19 protein-coding genes are annotated in these 18372 nt (G+C 71.6%); 9 read left to right on the top strand and 10 right to left on the bottom strand.

Going from position 1 to position 18372, the window contains the following annotated elements:
* Window positions 1–123 precede the first annotated feature (123 nt).
* The 3 genes from ACQPYE_RS27560 to ACQPYE_RS27550 form a co-directional block, all read right to left on the bottom strand.
* A complete protein-coding gene (locus ACQPYE_RS27560; protein ID WP_498715477.1) occupies window positions 124–696 on the bottom strand; it encodes a GNAT family N-acetyltransferase in 573 nt (190 codons plus the stop codon).
* Entirely contained in the window at window positions 693–1442 is a 750-nt protein-coding gene (locus tag ACQPYE_RS27555) for a class I SAM-dependent methyltransferase (protein ID WP_498715476.1), read from the bottom strand. Before ACQPYE_RS27555 ends, ACQPYE_RS27560 begins: the two co-directional genes overlap by 4 nt.
* A gap of 128 nt (window positions 1443–1570) precedes the next feature.
* Window positions 1571–2194: a superoxide dismutase gene (locus ACQPYE_RS27550; RefSeq protein ID WP_498715475.1), complete on the bottom strand. Its 624-nt coding sequence runs from the start codon at window positions 2192–2194 to the stop codon at window positions 1571–1573.
* A gap of 234 nt (window positions 2195–2428) precedes the next feature.
* Between ACQPYE_RS27550 and ACQPYE_RS27545 the strand changes: the two genes are divergently transcribed.
* Entirely contained in the window at window positions 2429–3154 is a 726-nt protein-coding gene (locus tag ACQPYE_RS27545; RefSeq protein ID WP_498715474.1) for an ABC transporter substrate-binding protein, read from the top strand.
* Between the two features lie 155 nt (window positions 3155–3309).
* Window positions 3310–4728, top strand: coding sequence for an NF041680 family putative transposase (locus ACQPYE_RS27540; protein WP_498715472.1), 1419 nt, complete (start codon window positions 3310–3312; stop codon window positions 4726–4728).
* A 429-nt stretch (window positions 4729–5157) separates the two neighbouring features.
* Here ACQPYE_RS27540 and ACQPYE_RS27535 read toward each other — a convergent pair whose 3' ends face one another.
* The gene (locus ACQPYE_RS27535; RefSeq protein WP_498715470.1) at window positions 5158–5301 is read right to left on the bottom strand and encodes a hypothetical protein; all 144 of its coding nucleotides are present in this window, start codon (window positions 5299–5301) and stop codon (window positions 5158–5160) included.
* Window positions 5302–5495: 194 nt separating this feature from the next.
* Between ACQPYE_RS27535 and ACQPYE_RS27530 the strand changes: the two genes are divergently transcribed.
* The gene (locus tag ACQPYE_RS27530) at window positions 5496–6230 is read left to right on the top strand and encodes a DsbA family protein (protein WP_498715469.1); all 735 of its coding nucleotides are present in this window, start codon (window positions 5496–5498) and stop codon (window positions 6228–6230) included.
* A gap of 5 nt (window positions 6231–6235) precedes the next feature.
* Window positions 6236–6781: a vitamin K epoxide reductase family protein gene (locus tag ACQPYE_RS27525; protein WP_498715467.1), complete on the top strand. Its 546-nt coding sequence runs from the start codon at window positions 6236–6238 to the stop codon at window positions 6779–6781.
* 33 nt (window positions 6782–6814) lie between these two features.
* Here the strand turns inward: ACQPYE_RS27525 and sigC are convergent, their stop codons facing one another.
* Window positions 6815–7366 carry an RNA polymerase sigma factor SigC gene (sigC, locus tag ACQPYE_RS27520; protein WP_498715466.1) on the bottom strand — a complete coding sequence of 184 codons (552 nt, stop codon included), beginning with the start codon at window positions 7364–7366 and terminating at the stop codon, window positions 6815–6817.
* Window positions 7367–7429: 63 nt separating this feature from the next.
* On the opposite strand from sigC, the gene ACQPYE_RS27515 reads away from it, so the two are divergent.
* Window positions 7430–8173, top strand: coding sequence for a zf-HC2 domain-containing protein (locus tag ACQPYE_RS27515; protein ID WP_498715464.1), 744 nt, complete (start codon window positions 7430–7432; stop codon window positions 8171–8173).
* A gap of 229 nt (window positions 8174–8402) precedes the next feature.
* Here ACQPYE_RS27515 and ACQPYE_RS27510 read toward each other — a convergent pair whose 3' ends face one another.
* The 3 genes from ACQPYE_RS27510 to ACQPYE_RS27500 all read right to left on the bottom strand — a co-directional run bounded on the left by ACQPYE_RS27510 (window position 8403) and on the right by ACQPYE_RS27500 (window position 11431).
* Window positions 8403–9095, bottom strand: coding sequence for a DJ-1/PfpI family protein (locus ACQPYE_RS27510; RefSeq protein ID WP_498715463.1), 693 nt, complete (start codon window positions 9093–9095; stop codon window positions 8403–8405).
* A 72-nt stretch (window positions 9096–9167) separates the two neighbouring features.
* Window positions 9168–10355, bottom strand: a complete 1188-nt coding sequence (locus ACQPYE_RS27505; RefSeq protein ID WP_498715462.1) for an ATP-grasp domain-containing protein — start codon at window positions 10353–10355, stop codon at window positions 9168–9170.
* A complete protein-coding gene (locus ACQPYE_RS27500) occupies window positions 10352–11431 on the bottom strand; it encodes a pyridoxal-phosphate dependent enzyme (protein ID WP_498715459.1) in 1080 nt (359 codons plus the stop codon). The genes ACQPYE_RS27505 and ACQPYE_RS27500 overlap by 4 nt, the downstream gene beginning before the upstream one ends.
* Window positions 11432–11857: 426 nt before the next feature.
* Between ACQPYE_RS27500 and ACQPYE_RS27495 the strand changes: the two genes are divergently transcribed.
* Window positions 11858–13012 (top strand): MFS transporter, encoded by a 1155-nt coding sequence (locus tag ACQPYE_RS27495; protein ID WP_498715458.1) that lies wholly within the window; start codon window positions 11858–11860, stop codon window positions 13010–13012.
* 63 nt (window positions 13013–13075) lie between these two features.
* On the opposite strand, the gene ACQPYE_RS27490 is transcribed toward ACQPYE_RS27495, so the two are convergent.
* A complete protein-coding gene (locus ACQPYE_RS27490; RefSeq protein WP_498715457.1) occupies window positions 13076–13834 on the bottom strand; it encodes a class I SAM-dependent DNA methyltransferase in 759 nt (252 codons plus the stop codon).
* Between the two features lie 235 nt (window positions 13835–14069).
* Here ACQPYE_RS27490 and ACQPYE_RS27485 point away from each other — a divergent pair, with 235 nt between their 5' ends.
* From ACQPYE_RS27485 to ACQPYE_RS27475, 3 genes are read left to right on the top strand one after another with little or no spacing between them, the layout of a single operon-like run.
* The gene (locus ACQPYE_RS27485; RefSeq protein ID WP_498715454.1) at window positions 14070–15176 is read left to right on the top strand and encodes a FecCD family ABC transporter permease; all 1107 of its coding nucleotides are present in this window, start codon (window positions 14070–14072) and stop codon (window positions 15174–15176) included.
* Window positions 15173–16219, top strand: a complete 1047-nt coding sequence (locus ACQPYE_RS27480; protein WP_498715453.1) for an ABC transporter ATP-binding protein — start codon at window positions 15173–15175, stop codon at window positions 16217–16219. Before ACQPYE_RS27485 ends, ACQPYE_RS27480 begins: the two co-directional genes overlap by 4 nt.
* A gap of 50 nt (window positions 16220–16269) precedes the next feature.
* Window positions 16270–17487, top strand: coding sequence for an ABC transporter substrate-binding protein (locus ACQPYE_RS27475; RefSeq protein ID WP_498715452.1), 1218 nt, complete (start codon window positions 16270–16272; stop codon window positions 17485–17487).
* A 43-nt stretch (window positions 17488–17530) separates the two neighbouring features.
* Here the strand turns inward: ACQPYE_RS27475 and ACQPYE_RS27470 are convergent, their stop codons facing one another.
* Window positions 17531–18268, bottom strand: coding sequence for a class I SAM-dependent methyltransferase (locus tag ACQPYE_RS27470; protein ID WP_498715451.1), 738 nt, complete (start codon window positions 18266–18268; stop codon window positions 17531–17533).
* Window positions 18269–18372: the final 104 nt, after the last annotated feature.

Genomic DNA, 18372 nt, shown 5'->3' with positions numbered 1-18372 from the left:
GGGAGGAACACCTGCCCACTAGTCGTGCCGGGTGGCCACCTGGTTCCCGGCGATTCGAAGAACCCGGCGGCGCGGCTGTCGGGCAGCGCCGGTTCGGTGGTTGTCGTACTGGGTGGGGAGCGGTCAGGGCGCGGCGTCGAGGGTGAGCACGATCAGCGGCACGCCGTTGACGTCGGTGAACGAGCCGCGTTCCACCCATCCCCGTGACCGGTAGAGGTGTCGGGCCGGGGCGTCGGGGTGGGTGCACAACCAGGCGCGGGGGTAACCCCGGACGAAGCGTTCCAGCAGTCGGCCGGCCAGGCCGTGCCCGCGGTGTCCGGGGGCGACCATCAGCTCCACGACCTCGATCGCGGATGGGCGCAGCCGGTACCGGTCGGCGGGGGCGAGGGCGTTGTGGGCGCCGGTGTAGAAGGGCGTGTCCGGGACCTCGGGCGCGGACGGCCAGCCGTAGGCGACGGCGACCGGTTCCCCGTCGTGTCGGGCGACGATGCCGCGCACGCCGGGTTCGGCCATGTGCCGGGCGAGGCGGTCGGCGAACCTGGCGAAGCGGGCTTCGTCCTCGTTCCACGGTGGTGCGGCGAAGCAGGCGCGGTAGATCCGCTCCAGGGGTTGTGCGAGTGCGAGCAGGCCCGGTGCGTCGACTTCGGTGAGCACGTGGTGCCCGGTCGGGTCGCGGTGCGTGAGGTCGTCGGTCACCGCACAGCCACCAGTACGTGGTCGTCGCCGTACTGCCACACGACGCCCACCTCGGTGAAGCCCGCCGCGCGCAGCAGCGCGGCGTGGTCGCCGGCGCTGAGGCCGTTGCCGTAGCCGCCGTGGGCGCAGGCCAGTTCCTCGGGGCTGAAGGCGGCGGTCAGGTCGGGGTCGGCGCGCACCGCCTCCCACCAGGGCCGCCACTCCTCGTTGCCGGTGACCCCGGCGCGTTCGGCGCGGCGGTCCCGCACGTGCGCGGCGAACTCGCGCAGCGCGGGCTGGTCGTGGTGGAGGTGGTCGCCGTTGACCAGGACGCCGCCGGGGCGGATCATCCGCGCCAGTTCGCGGTAGAGGTCGGCGAGCGGTTCGGGTGCGATCCAGTGCAGCGCGGTGGTGGACACCGCGGCATCCCACGGGCCGCCGACCCGGTCGGTCCAGCCGGGCGAGGCGAGGTCGGCGTGCAGGTAGTCGATGCCCTCGCCGGTGGCGCGGGCCAGTTCGAGCAGGAACGGGTCCGCGTCGACGCCGACCACGCGTCCGCCGACACGGTCGCGCAGCCGGGTGGTCAGCGATCCCGGGCCGCACCCGAGATCGACCACCACGGGGGAACCGACCCTCGCGCACGCCTTCTCCACCACGTCGCCGATCACCCGGAACCGCTCCTCGCGGTCGGCGATGTAGCGCTCCTGCTGGTGGTCCCACCGCCGCACCCACTCGCGGGCGACAGCGCTGTCGACACGACTACCCACTTCAACCTCCTCGATGACGGACCGGTGCAGGGAAGACGGCGAGGTGCCCCGGATCGGTTGATCCGGGGCACCGGTCACGGCAGAGGAGGGCTTGTCGGAGCACCCACTGCCGGGTTCGCGGCCCGCGGTCAGGCGGCGGGCAGGGTGGGCAGCCCGTTGCGGGCGAGGTCGAAGCGGCGGGTGACGTCGGTCCAGTTGACCAGTGACCACAGCTTCTGGACGTAGTCGGGGCGCACGTTGCGGTACTGGAGGTAGTAGGCGTGCTCCCAGGCGTCGAAGACCAGCAGCGGGCTGGTGTTCATGCCGATGTTGCCGTGGTGGTCGTAGACCTGTTCGACCACCAGGCGGCGTGACAGCGGTTCCCAGGCCAGCACGCCCCAGCCCGAGCCCTGCACGGTGGAGGTGGCGGCGGAGAGCTGCTTGGCGAAGGCGTCGAAGGAGCCGAAGTGCTCGTCGATCGCGGCGGCCAGCTCGCCCTCGGGGCGGTCGCCGCCGTCGGGGGACAGGTTCTCCCAGAAGACCGTGTGCAGCACGTGGCCGGACAGGTTGAACGCGAAGGTCTTCTCCAGTCCGACGATGCCGGAGAAGTCGTCCTTCTCGCGGATCTCGGCGATGCGCTCCAGGGTGTCGTTGGCGCCCTTGACGTAGGCGGCGTGGTGCTTGGAGTGGTGCAGCTCCAGGATCTCGCCGGTGATCGCCGGCTCCAGCGCGGAGTAGTCGTAGGGCAGGTCGGGCAGGTGGTACTGGCCCACGCGTGGTCACCTCATCGCTCGGTGTGCTGTTGCCATAAGATACTAACTGCAAGATATTTGCAACAGGATGAACCTGTCGGGTACCGCGTGTCGCAGACGGTGCTGGGACACCGGCCGGGTTCGCGGGCGGCGGGAACCAGGGGAGACCCCCGGACGACTTGGTGGGTGTGTTGACATCCACGACCCGGCGCGTGTTCGCGATCCCCTGGCACTGGTGGCGGTGACCGTCCTCGGATGTGGTGCGGGGTCGGGCGCCTCCACGGCGCCCACGTCCCGTTCCGTGCCGCCGTCGGCGACCGCGGCCCGACGACCTACCCGTTGACCATCCGCAACTGCGGCCGGACGGTGACGTTCGACCGGGTTCCCGGCCGGGTGGTCCTACTCAACGGGACCTCCGTGGCCGAGGTGGAGAGCTTCGTCGTGCTGGGCCTGCAGGACCGCGTCCTGGCCAACAGCCAGTCCTACGGGGTGTCGGACGACCCGGCGATGGTGGAGAAGGTGACAGCGGTCCCCACCGGCGGCTTGACGCTCAACCAGAACTTCGAGGTGCCGCGAGAGCAGGTGCTCGGCCTGCGACCGGACCTGGTGATCTCCCCGTGGGCGGGCGGCTTCGACGAGAAGATCGGCTCCATCAGCCGCGAGCAGTTGGCCGCGGTCGGTGTCGCGAGTTATGTGACGCCGGTCAACTGCGGCTTCGGTGACCCGGCGGCGTCGCCGGAGGACCAGGAGCGCTACCGGGGGCAGTCGGTCGAGCCGTCGTTCGAGCTGCTGCTGGAGTTGGGCCGGATCTTCGACGTGCGGCAGCGGGCCGCCGACTACGTCAACGAGCAGCGCGCTCGCCTGGCCGGGGCCGAGCAGGCGGTGGCGGGCAAGCAGCGCGCGAACGTCCTGGTCGTCTACCCGGGAATGTCGATGATGAACAACAACGGCCTGCCCGCGGTGTTCGGCGGCGGAATCTAAGCTTGCCGTTTAAGGTCCCGGACGGGTGACGTGCACCCCGGTTGATCATGGAAGCAGCCCTTGGTTGATCATCACTCTTGCGACAGAAGGATGATCGACCAAAGGGCTGCGTGATCAGTGTGCACCATCTCGACCCTGGACCGGCACTCGGGGAGTTGTCCGGGTTCCGGCATGAGTTCCACCGTTGCCTCACCCGCCGGGCGGACGGCCTGTTCGAGCTGGCCGACGCCGTGCTGTGCGCCGACGGGCCGGTGCGGACCCTGGTCGGCCTGTCGCTGGCACCGGAGCACCGACGCGGGCACGGTGGGCTGTACGACGCGGTCAACAACGGCCGGATCGACACAGACTGGTTACGTGACGCGTTGGCCGGGTTGCCGCTGCCCCGTGCGGCGGACGGTCGGCTGGTGCTCGCGGTGGACGTCTCGCCGTGGCTGCGTCCGGACGGCAACACCTGCCCGGACCGCTCCTTCTGCCACACCTACGGCCGCGGACACAACGAGCACCGCATGATCCCGGGATGGCCGTACTCCTTCGTGGCCGCGCTGGAGACCGGCGGAACGTCGTGGACCGCACTGCTGGACGCGGTCAGGTTGCAGCCCGGCGCGGATGTCGCCGCCGTGACCGTCGCCCAGCTGCGCGGGGTGGTCGAACGGCTGATCGCCGCCGGCCACTGGAAGCACGGCGATCCGGAGATTTTGGTGGTGCTCGACGCCGGCTACGACGCCCCCCGCATCGCCCACCTGTTGGCCGATCTGCCGGTGCTGGTGCTGGGGCGGATGCGGTCGGACCGGGTGCTGCGCCGCCCGACCCCACCCCGGGTCCACAACCCTGTGGGCGGACGCTTCCCCAAACACGGCGGCGAGTTCGTCTTCGGCGACCCGGCCACCTGGGGCACCGAACACGTGACCACCAGCACCGACACCCGCCTCTACGGCACCGCCACCGCACAAGCATGGAACCGACTGCACCCACGCCTGACCCGCCGCAACGCCTGGATCGACCACACCGCACCACTGCCGATCATCGAGGGCACCGTCATCCGCCTGACGGTGCAGCGGCTGCCCAGCGGCGGGGTGAACAAACCCGTCTGGCTATGGTGCTCCGGCATCGACGCCGACCCCGCGCAGGTCGACCGGTGGTGGCAGATGTTCCTGCGCCGCTTCGACATCGAGCACACCTTCCGCATGCTCAAACAGACCCTCGGCTGGACCAGACCCCGACTGCGCGATCCCGACGCCGCCGACCGCTGGACCTGGCTGATTCTGGCCGCCCACACCCAACTCCGCCTGGCCCGCCCGCTGGTCGCCGACCTGCGCCACCCCTGGGAACGCCCCGCCGAACCCGCCAAGCTCACCCCCGCCCGCGTCCGGCGCGGGTTCCGCAACCTCCACACGAAGATCGCCCGCCCAGCAGCGGCACCCAAACCTGTCCGGCCCGGCCCAGGACGACCTGTCGGGTCGAAGAACCGTGTTGTCGCGCAACGCTTCGACGTCGGCCTACTCCTGGCCACCGGCAAGGCCCACACACGACCGACCCACCACAAGAAGGGCACCAAACCCCGCCGAACAGGTTAAAAGACAAGCTAAGACGACGTCGTCGACCGCGCGGGCGGGGTGAACCCGTTCGCCGGCAAGACCAACGCCGAACTGGCCGAGATCAACGCCGAGGCGCTGGCCGCGGCGCAGGTCGACCTGCTGGTGGTCGGGTTGTTCCAGCCCGGCGAGAACGCGCAGGTGATGGCCGAGGACCTGTTCGCGAAGTTCCCGCGGTGGAGGCGTCCAAGACCAAGCGGTTCACGTCGGTGTCGGACGGGATCTACCCGGGCCCGCTCAACACGGTCGCGGTGAAGAAGCTGGCCGATGCCGCGCACGGCTAGCACCGCGCCGGGACTCAAGCGGCCATACCCGGTGTCCGGGCCGGGGTACGCCGCCCTGGTGGTGGGTCTGGTCGTCGCCACGGTGCCGGTGGTGGCGTTCGCCGGACCGCGGCGTGGGCGTCGGCAGTCAGTCCCGCGCGCGCCCGGCCGGCACAACGAACGCGGCGAAGGCCAGCGCGCCGACCGCCACCACCGCACCCGCCTCGGCGGTGAACCGGACCACCCCGAACAGCCACGACGCCACCCGTCCCGGATCGGTGTCGCCGAGCACCCGTGCACGTCCCCCGCCGCCAGGACCACGTACGTGACGCACGACACCGCAATACCGGTCGCGAGCACAGCGGCCTGGTCAACCCTCACGACTGCACCAGTCGGGCGAACAAGTCGCGGAGTTCCCGGAACTACTCCGATCGTCATCCGACCAACTTGACGAGAAGTCGAACCCGATCAGAAACGACGTACCCGATGTCACGCACAAGCCGCCAGAAGAACCGCAACACCATGGCCGCGCGCCGCGGTCCCTCCCTCAACCTCGTCCTCACCGGCGCGGTGGTCCTCGTCGCGGTCCTGGTGATCGGCGGGGTGCTGCTGGCCAACCGGTCCGGTGAGGAGGGTGCCGCGTCGAACGAGACGCTGTTCCCGGCGGGCGCGCACACCCTGTCCAGGGTGGACGGTGACAAGGTCACCCTGGTGGAGTTCCTGGACTTCCAGTGCCCCGCCTGCGCCTCCTACTACGCCAACATCACCAAAAAGCTGGAACAGGACTACCAGGGACGCATCACGTTCGTGACGCGCAACTTCCCGCTGGAGATGCACCTGCTCGCGGTCCCCGCCGCGCGCGCCGCCGAGGCCGCCGTCAAGCAGGGCAAGCACGCCGAGATGTACCACGCCCTCTACGACAACTTCGACCAGTGGGCCGTGGCCGGGCAGTCCACCAGCTCCGACACCGGCCGTGCGACCGTGAGGTTCGAGGAGTACGCCACGAGCCTCGGGTTGGACCTGGAGCGCTTCCTCGCCGACATGGCCTCGGACGAGGTGCGGGCCACCATCGACCGCGATGTCGCCGACGGCGGGGAACTCGGGGTGGGCAGCACGCCGACGTTCTTCCTCGACGGCGAGCAGTTCCAGCCCGCCGGGCGCACCGTCGCCGACATCGACCGCGAGCTGCGCGCGAAGATCGACGCCGCCCTGGCCGGGTGAACCGGGTGAACCACCGCCTTGCCTGGCTGCACGTCCTCGGCGGCGCCCTCGGCCTGGCAGCAGCCGTGGCGCTGACGCTGGAGAAGATCGCCAAGCTGCGCGACCCCGCCTACATCCCCACGTGCTCGCTCAACCCGGTCATCTCGTGCGGGTCGGTCATGGACAGCCCGCAGGCCGCCGCGTTCGGCTTCCCCAACCCGCTGATCGGCATCGCGGCGTTCGCGGTCGTGGTCACCAGCGGGGTAGCGGTGCTGGCCGGGTTCGAACCACCGCGCTGGTACCGGATCGCGCTCAACGCGGGCACCGCCTTCGGCGTGGTGTTCGTGCACTGGCTCATCGCGGCGAGCCTGTACGACATCCACGCCCTGTGCCCCTACTGCCTGGTGGTCTGGGTCGTGACCATCCCGATCTTCTGGTACACCACCCTGGACACCTGGCCCGCGCTCGCGCCGCTGCGCCGCCTGCACAGCGCCGTCCTGGCCCTCTGGTACGCGCTGATCGCCGGTCTGGTGCTGCACGCCTTCTGGGACTACTGGACGAGCCTGCTGTGACGGTGTCGCGAAGACCGGCCGCCCAGCGGAAGATCATCCCACGTCGGTGGCCTCGTCACCCGTGGCGCGCAGCAGGTCGTCGCGGGCGCGGGCGACGCGGGAGCGGATGGTGCCCACCGGGCAGCCGGCGACCTCGGCGGCCTCGGCGTAGGGCAGGCCCAGGACCTGGGTGAGCACCAAGGCTTCGCGGCGGTCCGGGTCCAGGGCGTCGAGCAGCATGTTGAGCTCGACGACGTCCTCGAAGCCGGTGGCGGCTGTCTGGCGGTCGGCCTCCTGCGCCCAGTCCGCGCCCGAGGACAGCCGAGGTCGTGACTGCGCCATGCGGATGTGGTCGACCACGACGCGGCGGGCGATGACCAGCAACCAGGTGCGGGCGGAGGAGCGCCCGGCGAAGCGCGACAGGCTCGGCAGGGCGCGGGCGTAGGTCTCCTGCGCGAGGTCGTCGGCCAACGCGACCTCGGACAGGTGGGCGACGAAGCGCCACACGTCGCGCTGGGTGGCGCGGACGAACCGCTCCAGGGCGTCGCGGTCGCCGGAACGCGCGTCCAGCGCCCAGCGCGTCACCTCGTCGTCGAAGGCTGTCACGATTCCGAATCGTAACCACACCCCGTGGGGAACTCGTGAGCCGAATGGCCCGACTATTGGAGCGTGGACTGCCAATCCTGCCGTGAAGCGCTCTCGGCCCGCCTGGACGGCGAGACCGAGCCCGTACCCGCCGCCGAGACGGACGCGCATCTGGCACAGTGCCCCGCCTGCACCCGGTGGCAGGCGAGCGCACAGGCGCTGACCAGGACCATCCGGGTCCGTCCCGTCGGGCCGGACCCGGACCTGGTCGACGCCGTGCTGGCCGCCGCCCCACCCGATCACACCTCCGTACCCCGCCACACCGCCCTGAGGCCACGCCTGGCGCTGGCCGCGGTCGCCATCGTCCAGCTGTGGCTCGCCCTGGCCCAACTCCTCGCCGGGGCCACCGGCGGGCACGGTGGCCCCGGGATCTCCACCCACCTGTTCAACGAGGGCGCCGCGTGGAATCTCGCCCTGGGCATCGGCCTGATGGTGGCCGCCGTGAGCTCGCACCGCGCCGCCGGGCTGTTGCCCACCCTCGGCGGGTTCGTCGCGGTGCTGCTGGCCTTCTCGGTCAGCGACCTGCTCGACGGCACCGCGACCACCACCCGCGTCGCATCCCACCTGCCCCTGGTGGCCGGTCTGGTGCTGCTCTACCTCGTCGCCCGCGCTCACCGGGAGCCGACCCCGGGCATGCCCGCCAGGCACGACCGCGACGACCTCGACCAGCACGACCACGACGGCGACGACACCGTCCTGAGCCCCGAGGAGCGTCGCGGGCAGCGGCGTCACCTGCGACCCACCGCCCACCACCGACGAGCCGCCTGACCCCGCGGACACGCCGGGCCGGTCTTCCTCCCACTGCCCTGGCGTCGCACACCGCCGCGATCACCCGCGCCGGCCGGGCACCCCTTCCCCCGGCCGGCGCGGGCCTTCCGGACGTCCACTCGTCACGGACACGGCGCGGCGGCAGCGGAGCGCCCGCACCACACGACCCCACCGTCGAGTAGGGCCGGTGGTGTGCGGTGCGCGCACTGCCGGACTTCCTCGTCGCCGATCAGGCGCGCCAGACGGTGCCCCGGCGCTCGTACTCCAGGAAGGTCTCCGCCTGCTGGGCCGACCGCGCGCCCAGGAAGCGCTCCACGAGCCACAGCGCCACGTCCAGACCGGACGTGACGCCCCCGCCGGTGACCAGGTCGCCGTCGTCGACCACGCGGGCGTCGACCACGATCGCACCCTGGGCCGCGAGGTCTGCCTTCGCGCGGTGGTGGGTGGTCGCGTTGCGTCCCCTGGTGATCCCCGCGGCCGACAGGACCATGACGCCGGTGCAGATGCCCACCCGGAGCGCGTCGACCGAGGCCAGGCGGCGCAGGAACTCCCGGTCGGCCATCAGCCGGCGCACACCGGGGCTCGCCGGGTCGGTGTAGCGTCCGCCACCGGGCACCACCAGCACGTCCGCCTCGTGCGGCGACCACCCCTTCGCCACCTCGACCCGGGCGCCGAAGCTGCACGTCACGGTACCGGGCCTCCCGGTGGTCACCAGGGTGGTGGACAGCGCGCCGCCGCTGAGCCCGCCGGCCAGGCCGAGCACCTCCGCCGGGCCGGCCCAGTCCTGCTCCTCCACACCGTCGAACATCAGCAGCTGCACTCGCAGCGGGTTCGCCGCCGACGCGGTCGGGGCGGTCGCGGCCACCCCGACCAGTCCACCGGCCGACAACGCCGAGGCACGCAGGAAAGAACGACGTTCCACAATGAACTCCCGGATTGTTGCTGTCCGCCGTGCGGCGTATACGCGGCACGGCATCGACGCGGAGCGACGTGGTTAGCCTCGCGCCCGGATCAAGGGTGTGATGCCGCCGGCGGCGGCCTGGGCGCGGTGCAGGGCGAGTTCGGCGGTGGGGCCTTCGGCGAGGACGATGCCGGTGCAGGAGCGCTGATCGGTCAGGTGCTCCAGCAGGTCGCCAGGACTCGCGGTCGGGTACCACTCGGGTGACCCAGGCAGGTCGGGCAGCCGGTCCAGCCCGGTCCAGCCCTCCAGGACCCCGGCTTCGCGGGGGTAGAGCGCCACGAACCCGGTCGCCGTGCCGTCACCGGCCGTGCTGTCGAGCAGGTCGGGCCGCTCGCCGAGGGCGATCCGGACCATCGCGTCGTAGGCGTTGGCGCCCAGGGCCCGGCAGAGGGCTTCGCCGACGAGGGCTCCGCCGATGCGGGCGTTGATCTCGACGACCTCGGGGCCGTCGGTGGTGAGCACGAACTCGGTGTGCGCGAAGCCGCGTTCGTGCCCGGCGGCTTTCAGCACGCGGCCGATCCAGTCGTCCAGCTCGGCGAGGTCGGAGTCGGGGAAGGCGACCGGGAACGCGGACGCCTCCTCGCGGCGGGCGGGTTCGGGGGACAGCACCCGGCTGAGCACGCCCAGCAGCCGGGTCTCGCCCTGCCAGGTGATGGTCTCGGCGCTGTAGAGCGGGCCTTCGAAGTACGGTTCGGCGGTCAGGTGGCCCTTGAGCGGGGTGTCGGCGGCTTCGCACAGGGCGGCGTCGCGCTCGGCGGGGGTGCGGCACAGCCACACCGCGCGGGACGAGGTGCCCGCGGAGTCCTTGACCACCAGCGGGAAGTCCTGCGCCGTGGCGGGGTCGAGCGGGCCGGTGCGGCTGAGGCCGTGTGCGTGCAGCCGGGCCCGGACGGCGGCCTTGTCCCGCAGCACGCGCACCGCGTCCGGCGCCGGTCCGGGCAGGCCCAGGCGCTTGGCCACGTCCGCGGCGGGTAGCGCCCAGGTGTCGGTGGAGCTGATCAGCCCGGCGAGGTCGGGGGTGTCCCGCAGCGCGCGCTCGCAGGCGGCGACGTCGGTGGTGTCGATGTCCACGACCCGCACGCGGTCACCGCAGCGGGACAGTTCGTGGCGGTAGATCGCGCGGTCGCCGGTGAGCAGCACGAGGTCGTGCCCGGCGGCGCGGGCGGCGTCGGCGAGGCGGCCGAGGCCGAAGGTGAGGGCTTCCAGCAGCACGACGGTCACGGCACGGGGTCCTTCCTGAGCTCCAAGAGGCGTTCCTGCGCGGGCTCGACCGGTCCGTACGAGCGGCGTGCCCACTCGATCGCCGCCCACGGCGGGGCCAACTCGTCCAGCGAGTCGATCTCCACGGGCTTGAGCAGCGCGGGGTCGGAGGCCTCGCGCCAGCGGGAGAAGACGCGGTCGGTGTAGCGGTGGCCGGTGTCGGCGCCGATGACCACATGGGTGCGCAGGGGATCGCGTGCGGCTTCCCAGGTGGCGACGAGGTTGGCCGCGCCGGTGGACAGGCCGGCGAAGACGGCGTGCTCGCGCAGCAGGCCGATGGTGGCGGCCATGGCGTGCTGGAAGTCCAGCCAGTGGATGCGGTCGTAGAGGTTGTGGTGGACGTTGTCGAAGTGGATGGCGCTGCCGATGCCGGCGATGATGGCCTCGGGGTCGGTGAACCGCTCGCTGCCGAAGGTGACGCTGCCGAACGGTTGCACGCCCACCAGCCGCACGTCCGGGTCGTGTTCGCGCAGCGACCGGGTCAGACCGCCGGTGGAGGCCCCGGTGCCGACGCTGCCCACCACGGTCAGCGCCTGCCCGGGTAACGCGCGGCGCAGCAGGTCGGCCAGTTCGGTGTAACCGAGGTGGTGCACGGGGTCGTGGTACTGGCGCATCCAGTGCAGGTCGGGACGTCGGGCCAGCAACTCGCGCACGCGGGCCACCCGCCTGCTCTGGTCCAGTCGCAAATCGTCCGACGGCGGCATCTGATCCACGGTGACGCCCAGGATCTCCAGTTGGGCGCGCATGGTGTCGTTGACAGTGGTGGAGGCGACGATGTGGCAGTGCAGCCCGTGGCGGTGGCAGGCCATGGCCAGCGCGAGGGCGTAGATGCCGCTGGAGCTGTCGACCAGGGTCTGTCCACGGTGAACCACCCCGGTGTCCAGGAGGTGGCGCACCGCACCGAGCGCGGCGTACACCTTGAGGGTCTCGAAGCGGACCAGCACGGTGTTCGGCGAGAGCCGGATCAGTGAGGGCGCTTTGACGGCGTCGGTGATGTGGTCGTGGACCGGCGGCGCCACGGCGTTGTGGTCGAGCACGGTCCTCACCTCCCGGCCGGCCGTGGGCAGCGCGCCGCTGCCGCCGCCGGTGGGACCGTCGTGCGGGTCAGGGTCATGATCGAGCCCTTCCGGGTGTGGGGCGGGTCGTCGAGCGGCGGTGCGGGTGGGGATGCGCGGACCGCTACCGTGCGCACGGTGGTGCGGGTCGCGCCGGCCTGCCCACCGGCCGCACCGCTTCCAGTCCTACTGGTCGTCCGCAGGACCTGATCGGTTCCCTGGGCGGTGGAATTCGGGGTGAGACTCGGAACTCCCGCACGTGGTGGAACGACCAGTTCTGCGCCGGGCCGGTGGACCGGCCGGTGCGGGGGCGACGGGGGCACGGAGGCTGCGCATGGGTTGGGACGGTTGATGGGCGCCGGAATACCTCCTCGCGCGGGAACCCGAAGGCGTTTCCGGGGAACCGGGGTGGCGGGTCTCACGGGAGCGCAGGCCGCGCTGCTGGTTGCCGGGTGCCTGGTCAACGTGGGCACCTTCGCGGTGTACCCGTACCTGGCCGTGCTGCTGCGCGACCGGCTGGGAGCAGGGATGGCGCAGGTCGGTGTGGTGCTCGGGGCGGCCACGCTGGTGCAGTTCGCCGGCGCACCGCTCACGGCCGCGTTCGCCGAGCGGATCGGGCTCAAGCGCTGCCTGCTGCTGGCCACGTTCGTCTACGTGATGGCTGCGCTGACCTACCTGGTCGGGGCGGACGAACCCGGGTTGACGGTGCTCGCGCTGTTTCTGAGCTGCGGCGCCGGGGCGCTCTACTCGCCGGCCTACCGCGGCTACCTGGTGCACTCGGCGACCGAGGAGCAGCGGCCGCGGATGCTGTCGGCGGGCAACGCGGCCGGCAACCTCGGCATCGCGCTCGGGCCGGTGGTCGGGGCGCTGTTCCTGCACCAGCCGGGTCGGTTGTTCGCGATGACCACCGCGCTCTACGCCGTGCTGGCGGTGGCGCACTTCTTCCTGCGCCCGGAGCGGACGACCGGTTCCAGGCCCGAGGTCGAGCCGTTCCGACGGGTGCTGCGGGGGCTGGCCGGGCTGCCGTTCGCGGTGACCGTGCTGACCCACTACCTCTACATGCAGTTCTACCAATACCTGTCGACCTTCGCGGAAGGGCGTGTGCCCACGGCGGTCTACGGGGTGGTCATGATGGGGTACTCACTCGGGTTGGTGGCGGTGCAGCCGCTGGTGGCGCGGCGGGTCGGTCGCGTCGGCTACCCGGCGGCGATGGCGGTCGGCTTCTGCTGCATGGCCGCCGGCATGGCCGCCTTGGCCACCGGCGGGGTGGCTGGTCTTGCCACGGGTGTCGCGGTGATGGCGGTGGGCACGGCGGTGTTGTTCCTCAAGAACGACCTGGAGGCGCTGACGGGGTCGCGGCGGTCGGCCACGGTGACCTTCGGGCAGCAGCGGCTGGCGGTCGGGGTGGGTTCCCTGCTCAGCGGGGTGGTCGGCGGCGCGGTGTACGGGCTGTTCGAGGAGGCGGGTCTGCTGCCGGGGTTCTGGTTGGCGGTGGCCGCGCAGTGCCTGCTGCTGCCGCCGCTGGTGCTGGTGGTGGCCCGAAGGCTGTCCATGCCGAGGTGATCCGGTGGGACGTGGGACACCGCGGTTCGCGATGTCCCACGTCCACGCCTGACCCCTGCGGGATTACGAAGCCGTCATCACGGGCTTCTCGTAGACGGTGATGTAGTTGCCCTCGGCGCGGAACGGCTCACGGCGCCAGCCTCCCCACCGGTGCACGCGTCGCAGCCCCGCCAGGCGCGCCATGAGGTCGAGTTCGGCCGGCCAGGCGTAGCGCATGAACGCCGGCGCCAGCTTGATCCCGTGCTCGGTGATCAGCACGTGGTGGCCCTCGAAGCGCTGTTCGACCGGGTCGTGGCGGACTGCGGCGAGTCGCACCCGGTCGAGGCCGACCTGGTGGGTCTCCAGGGTCTGGTTGCGCTGGTAGCGGGCGACGTCGGGCATCGGGCACTCCAGGACGAACCGGCCGCCGGGCAGCAGGCGCTTCGCGGCGTTGGCGAAGCAGCGCACCTGTTCTTCCTGGTCCTGGAGGAAGAAGAAGGTGGAGAACACCACGAACACCATGGCGAACAGGTCGTCGGTGCCGTCGTCGACGTCGGCCATGTCGCCGATGACGACGGGGATGCGGTCGCCGCCGGGCTTGGCGCGCATGCGGGCCACCATGGCCTCCGAGGCGTCCACGCCCCTCACGTCGACACCCGCCTCGGCCAATGGGATCGTCACCCGCCCGGTGCCCACCGCGAGCTCGAACACCGGCCCGACCGGTCCTTCCTCGACCAGCTCGGCCAGGCCCCGCACCGCGTCGGCGGGGTCGTGCGCGGCGTGCCACTCGTCGTAGACGTCGGCGTTGAGCTCGCCGTAGGTCTCCGGTCCGAAGCTCTGCATGAGGTGTCCTCCCGAGGGCCGTTTCCCGCGGCCGGGCGCGTGGTGCGGGCAGGGTTCGGCGGCCACGGCACGTCCACCAAGGTCGGCCGGCCGATCCGTTGAGTTCCCGACTCGTGCGGAATCGTCACCGCCTGTGCGTTTCCGCGATCCTCGGGAACCGGATGGCGGTGCGGCACGACTTCTACGGTGGTGGCCGGTTCGACAGCGGCCCGGAGCGAGAGGAACAGGGTGCGCGGTGTCGGGTAGTGGCACGGGGGTCGAGGACGCGGCCGAGGTCGTCGCACCGCCGCGCGGGGCCAGGGCGCGTGGGCGGGCCGGGTACGTGGCGGGGTTGTTCGGGCTACTGCTCCTGCTGTTGCTGGGCGCGGTGGTGGTGCTGGTCGCGCAGGGCTCGATCGCCATCCCGATCGGGGAGGTGCTGCGCATCCTGACCGGCCGGCAGGCGGAGTCCGAGATCAGCCGCACGATCGTGCTGGACGCGCGGCTGCCCAAGGTGGTCGCCGGGTTGCTGGCCGGTGCGGCGCTGGCGGTGGGCGGGGCGCAGATGCAGACGTTGTTCCGCAACCCGCTGGCCGACCCGTTCGTGCTCGGCGTCAGCTCCGGCGCGATCCTGGGGGCGTCGGTCGTCATCCTGGGCACCAGCGGCGTGGGCTGGCTCTCGGGGCTCGGCGTGGTCAGCCAGCTGGGGGTGACCGGGGCGGCCGTGGCCGGGGCCGCCGGGGTGCTGCTGATCGCGCTGGGCATCGCCCGTCGGGTGGGTGACCCGGTGGTGGTGCTGGTCGTGGGCGTGATGCTGGGTTATCTGGCCGGGGCGGTGGTGGACATGCTGGTCTACTACACCGACCCGGACCGGTTGCAAGCGTTGGCCACGTTCACCCGCGGTTCGGTGCGCAACGTGACCTGGAACGAGCTGCAGGTCATCGCGGTGTCCTGCGCGGTGGTGCTGGTGCTGTCGGTGTTCCTGGCCCAGCCGCTCAACGCCCTGCTGTTGGGTGACCGGTACGCGGGCAGCCTGGGGATCAACGTCCGCCGCGTGCACTTCCTGGCGTTGGCGAGCGTCGCGGTGCTGTCGGGCATCACCACCGCCTACTGCGGGGCCATCGGGTTCGTCGGGCTGGCCGCGCCGCACCTGGCCCGGGGCCTGCTGCGCACCGCCGACCACCGGCTGGTGCTGCCCGCCAGCGCCCTGATCGGCGCGGTGATCGTGCTGGTCGCGGAGTACATCGCGGGTGGCAACGGGTTGACCAGGACGTCGTTGCCGTTGAACTCGGTGACCGCGTTCGTCGGCGCGCCGGTGATCCTGTGGGTGCTGCTGTCCGGTCGGGCGAGGAGGCAGGCGTGACGACCGAGAACACCCGGCCCGCCCTGCAAGCCGTGGCCGTGAGCGCGGGTTACCGGCGGCGGCGTCGGCACCCGGAGGTCACCGTGCTGCGCGACGTGCACCTGGCCGCCCGGCCCGGCGAGCTGATCACCCTGATCGGCCCCAACGGCGCGGGCAAGTCCACCCTGCTGCGCACGCTGGTCGGGGCGCAGCCGCCGCTGGCCGGTCACGTCCTGCTCGACGGTCACGACCTCGCGGACCTGTCGCCGCGGCAGCGCGCCCGGCGGCTCGCGGTCACGTTGACCGAACCGGTCGACGTGGGGCAGATGAGCGTCGAGGCGGTGGTGGCGCTAGGTCGGATCCCCTACCGGTCGTGGATCGGCCGGGAGAGCCCGCGAGACCGCGACGCCGTCGACCGGGCGCTGCTCGACGCCGGGGTCGCCGACCTGCGCGACCGCCCGTTGACCGACCTGTCCGACGGTGAGCGGCAGCGGGTGATGGTGGCCCGCGCCCTGGCGCAGGAACCGGCGGTGCTGGTGCTGGACGAGCCCACCGCGTTCCTGGACGTGGCGCGCCGCATCGAGTTCGCGGCGATGCTGACCCGGCTGAGCGCGACCACCGGCACGGCGATCGTGCTGTCCACCCACGACCTGTCGTTCGCGCTGCGCCGCGCCGACCAGGTGTGGCTGGTCGGCGGCGACGGCGCGGTGACCGCCGGCGCACCCGAGGACCTCGCCTACGGCGACGCGATCACCCGCACCTTCACCGGCGAGAACATGTCCTTCGACGACGCCGCGGCCACCATCGTCGTGGCCGACGACACCGAACCCGGCGCCACCGTCCAGGTCGTCGCCGACGGACGTCTGCGCCAGTGGGCCGAGCACGCCGTGCGCCGCGCCGGGTGGGAACCGGTCGCGGACCCGTGCGGGCACGTCCTGAGCATCGAGCACGGCACACCGTGCCGCTGGAACGTCAACGGCGCGCAGGGCGTCGGCTTCGACGCCCTGGTCATCCACCTGCGCGGCCGCGCCGCGCCGCTGCCCGAAGACGCCCGGACCGGGTGACACCCGGTCCCACCGCCCGACCCACCACGGACACGCAGGAGAGCACCACCGTGAACACACTCACCCGCTCGGCCGTCGCGCTGCTCGCGCTGCCCCTCGCCCTGGCCGGCTGCGGAGGGTCGAATCCCGACGCGTCGGGCGGCCAGGCCGGCGCGGACGGCTGCGTCACCGACTACGCCGAGGGCCGGGACTACTTCCCCGACAAAGCCACCGTCACCGAATCCGAGCTGTGGAAGATCACCTACCACGGCTCCTACAAGACCATCACGCTCACCGACACCGAGAACACCGACGGCCCCGAGCTCAAGTACGTGCTCTACCAGTGCGGCACGCCCCAACCCGAGGCCACCGGCGAGCTGGAAGGCGCGCTGACGGTCCAGGTGCCGGTCACCAACGTCTCGGTCACCTCGTTCAACGCCCTCGCCATGGTCGACCGGCTGGGCAAGAACAAGACCATCACCGGACTGAGCGGTCAGCTGCTGGGCAACGCCGGGAAGGACAAGTGGTACGCGGGCGTCGCCGAGGCCGCCGGCAAGCCCATGTCGATCGGCGAGTACACCGACCTGAACAAGGAAGCCGTGCTGGGCCTGAAGAACCAGGTCATCCTCATGTCCGGGTTCGGCAAGGGGTTCGACGACATCAGCAACGCCCGCGCCTCCGGGATGCCCGGGGTCAGCGTGTCCAACCGGCTGGAGCGCCACGCCCTGGCCTCCGCCGAGTGGATCAAGATGGTCGCCGCGTTCTACAACGCCGAAGCCGCCGCCAACACCGAGTTCGACACCATCAAGACCCGCTACGACGAGGTCGTCTCCACCGTCTCCGGCAAGATCGGCAACCGCAAGGCGGGCTACCTCTGCGTCGCCCCCGAGCGCGGTTGCGAGTTCGTGCACGGCCACGGCGCCGAAACCCTCGTCGGCCGCCTGCTCACCCAACTCGGGGTGGACAACGTCTTCGCGCCCGACAACCCCGCGCCCAACGGGCAGCCCTACGACTTCGAGAAGGCCGTGGGCACCGCGGCCAATGCGGACTTCTTCATCGTCTACGACCCCATGAAGATGACCCGCGCCGCGCTGGAGGCCGACCCGCGCACCAACCAGTTCAAGCCCTTCCGGGACGACGACTTCATCGCCGGTGTCGACGAGAACTTCGAGGAGTGCCGCGCCAAGACCTACCTCGACGTCGACGTGCTCATCCGCGACTTCGCCATCGGCCTGGCGCCCGAGTTGTTCCCGGACGCCAAGGGCACCTGCTTCGCCCGCGCCTCCTGAGGCACCGGGTCCGCCGGGCACGGCTGCCCGGCGGACCCGGCGTTCAGGCGCGGGTGCCCCGCACGATCAGCCGGCGGGCGTGGTTGTCGTAGGGGGAGCAGTCGAAGTCGCCGAAGCACTCGACATCGGTGAACCCCGCCTCCTCGAACAGCGCCCGCAGCTCCGCGGCGCTGTAGAGGGTGTTGTGGATCGACGTGCGCCGCACCTCGTCCCCGCGCACCCAGGTCCAGTCGCTGCGCACCCGTGTCCAGTCGTCCAGCACGGTGTCACGCATGAACACCGTGCCGCCGCCGACGTCCACCGCCTGCGGGCGGCCGACCCACCCGGCGAACACCTCCTTGCCCAACATGTCGACCAGCAGCCGTCCACCGTGGGCGAGGCTGGTGTGCGCGTTGCGGAGCACGGCCAGGTTCTCGTCCGGGTCGGTGAAGTAGCCGAACGACGTGTACAGGTTCACCACCAGGTCGTAAGCGTCCGGCTCGACGTGCGCGCGCATATCCGCCCGCACCAGCCGCGCCTCGACTTCTGCCTCCCGGCACGCCTCGCGCGCCCGCACCAGCATCGCCTCGCTCAGGTCCACCCCGGTGACCACCGCCCCTCGCCGGGCCAGTGGCACGACGTGCGTGCCCGGGCCGCACGCCAGATCCAGCACCCGATCGCCCGCAGCCACCTTGAGCAGCGGCGAGGTCGTCACCAGGCGCTCCGCCTCCTCGACCCGACGCGGCGGGAACATCACCTCCGCGAACCCCACCCACAGGTCGTCGTCCTCGTACCAGCCCATGCCGCTCCAGCCGTAGCGTCCTCGCGCGGAATAACGCCTTCCCGTCCTACTGGTCGTCGGAGAGCTTCGACCGGTTCCCGAGACACGTCGACCGCCGTCGACTG

The organism is Actinosynnema sp. CA-299493 (genome assembly GCF_050946825.1).
GTDB lineage: Bacteria > Actinomycetota > Actinomycetes > Mycobacteriales > Pseudonocardiaceae > Actinosynnema.
The sequence above is the reverse complement of the archived record's forward strand: the minus strand, read 5'-3'. Positions and strand labels throughout refer to the sequence as shown.

Excerpts from the sequence above, each read along its gene's own strand:
- ACQPYE_RS27545 (WP_498715474.1), top strand. The coding sequence starts at position 2,429 with ATGTGGTGCGGGGTCGGGCGCCTCCACGGCGCCCACGTCCCGTTCCGT.
- ACQPYE_RS27530 (WP_498715469.1), top strand. The coding sequence starts at position 5,496 with ATGTCACGCACAAGCCGCCAGAAGAACCGCAACACCATGGCCGCGCGC.
- ACQPYE_RS27490 (WP_498715457.1), bottom strand. The coding sequence starts at position 13,834 with ATGCAGAGCTTCGGACCGGAGACCTACGGCGAGCTCAACGCCGACGTC.
- ACQPYE_RS27470 (WP_498715451.1), bottom strand. The coding sequence starts at position 18,268 with ATGGGCTGGTACGAGGACGACGACCTGTGGGTGGGGTTCGCGGAGGTG.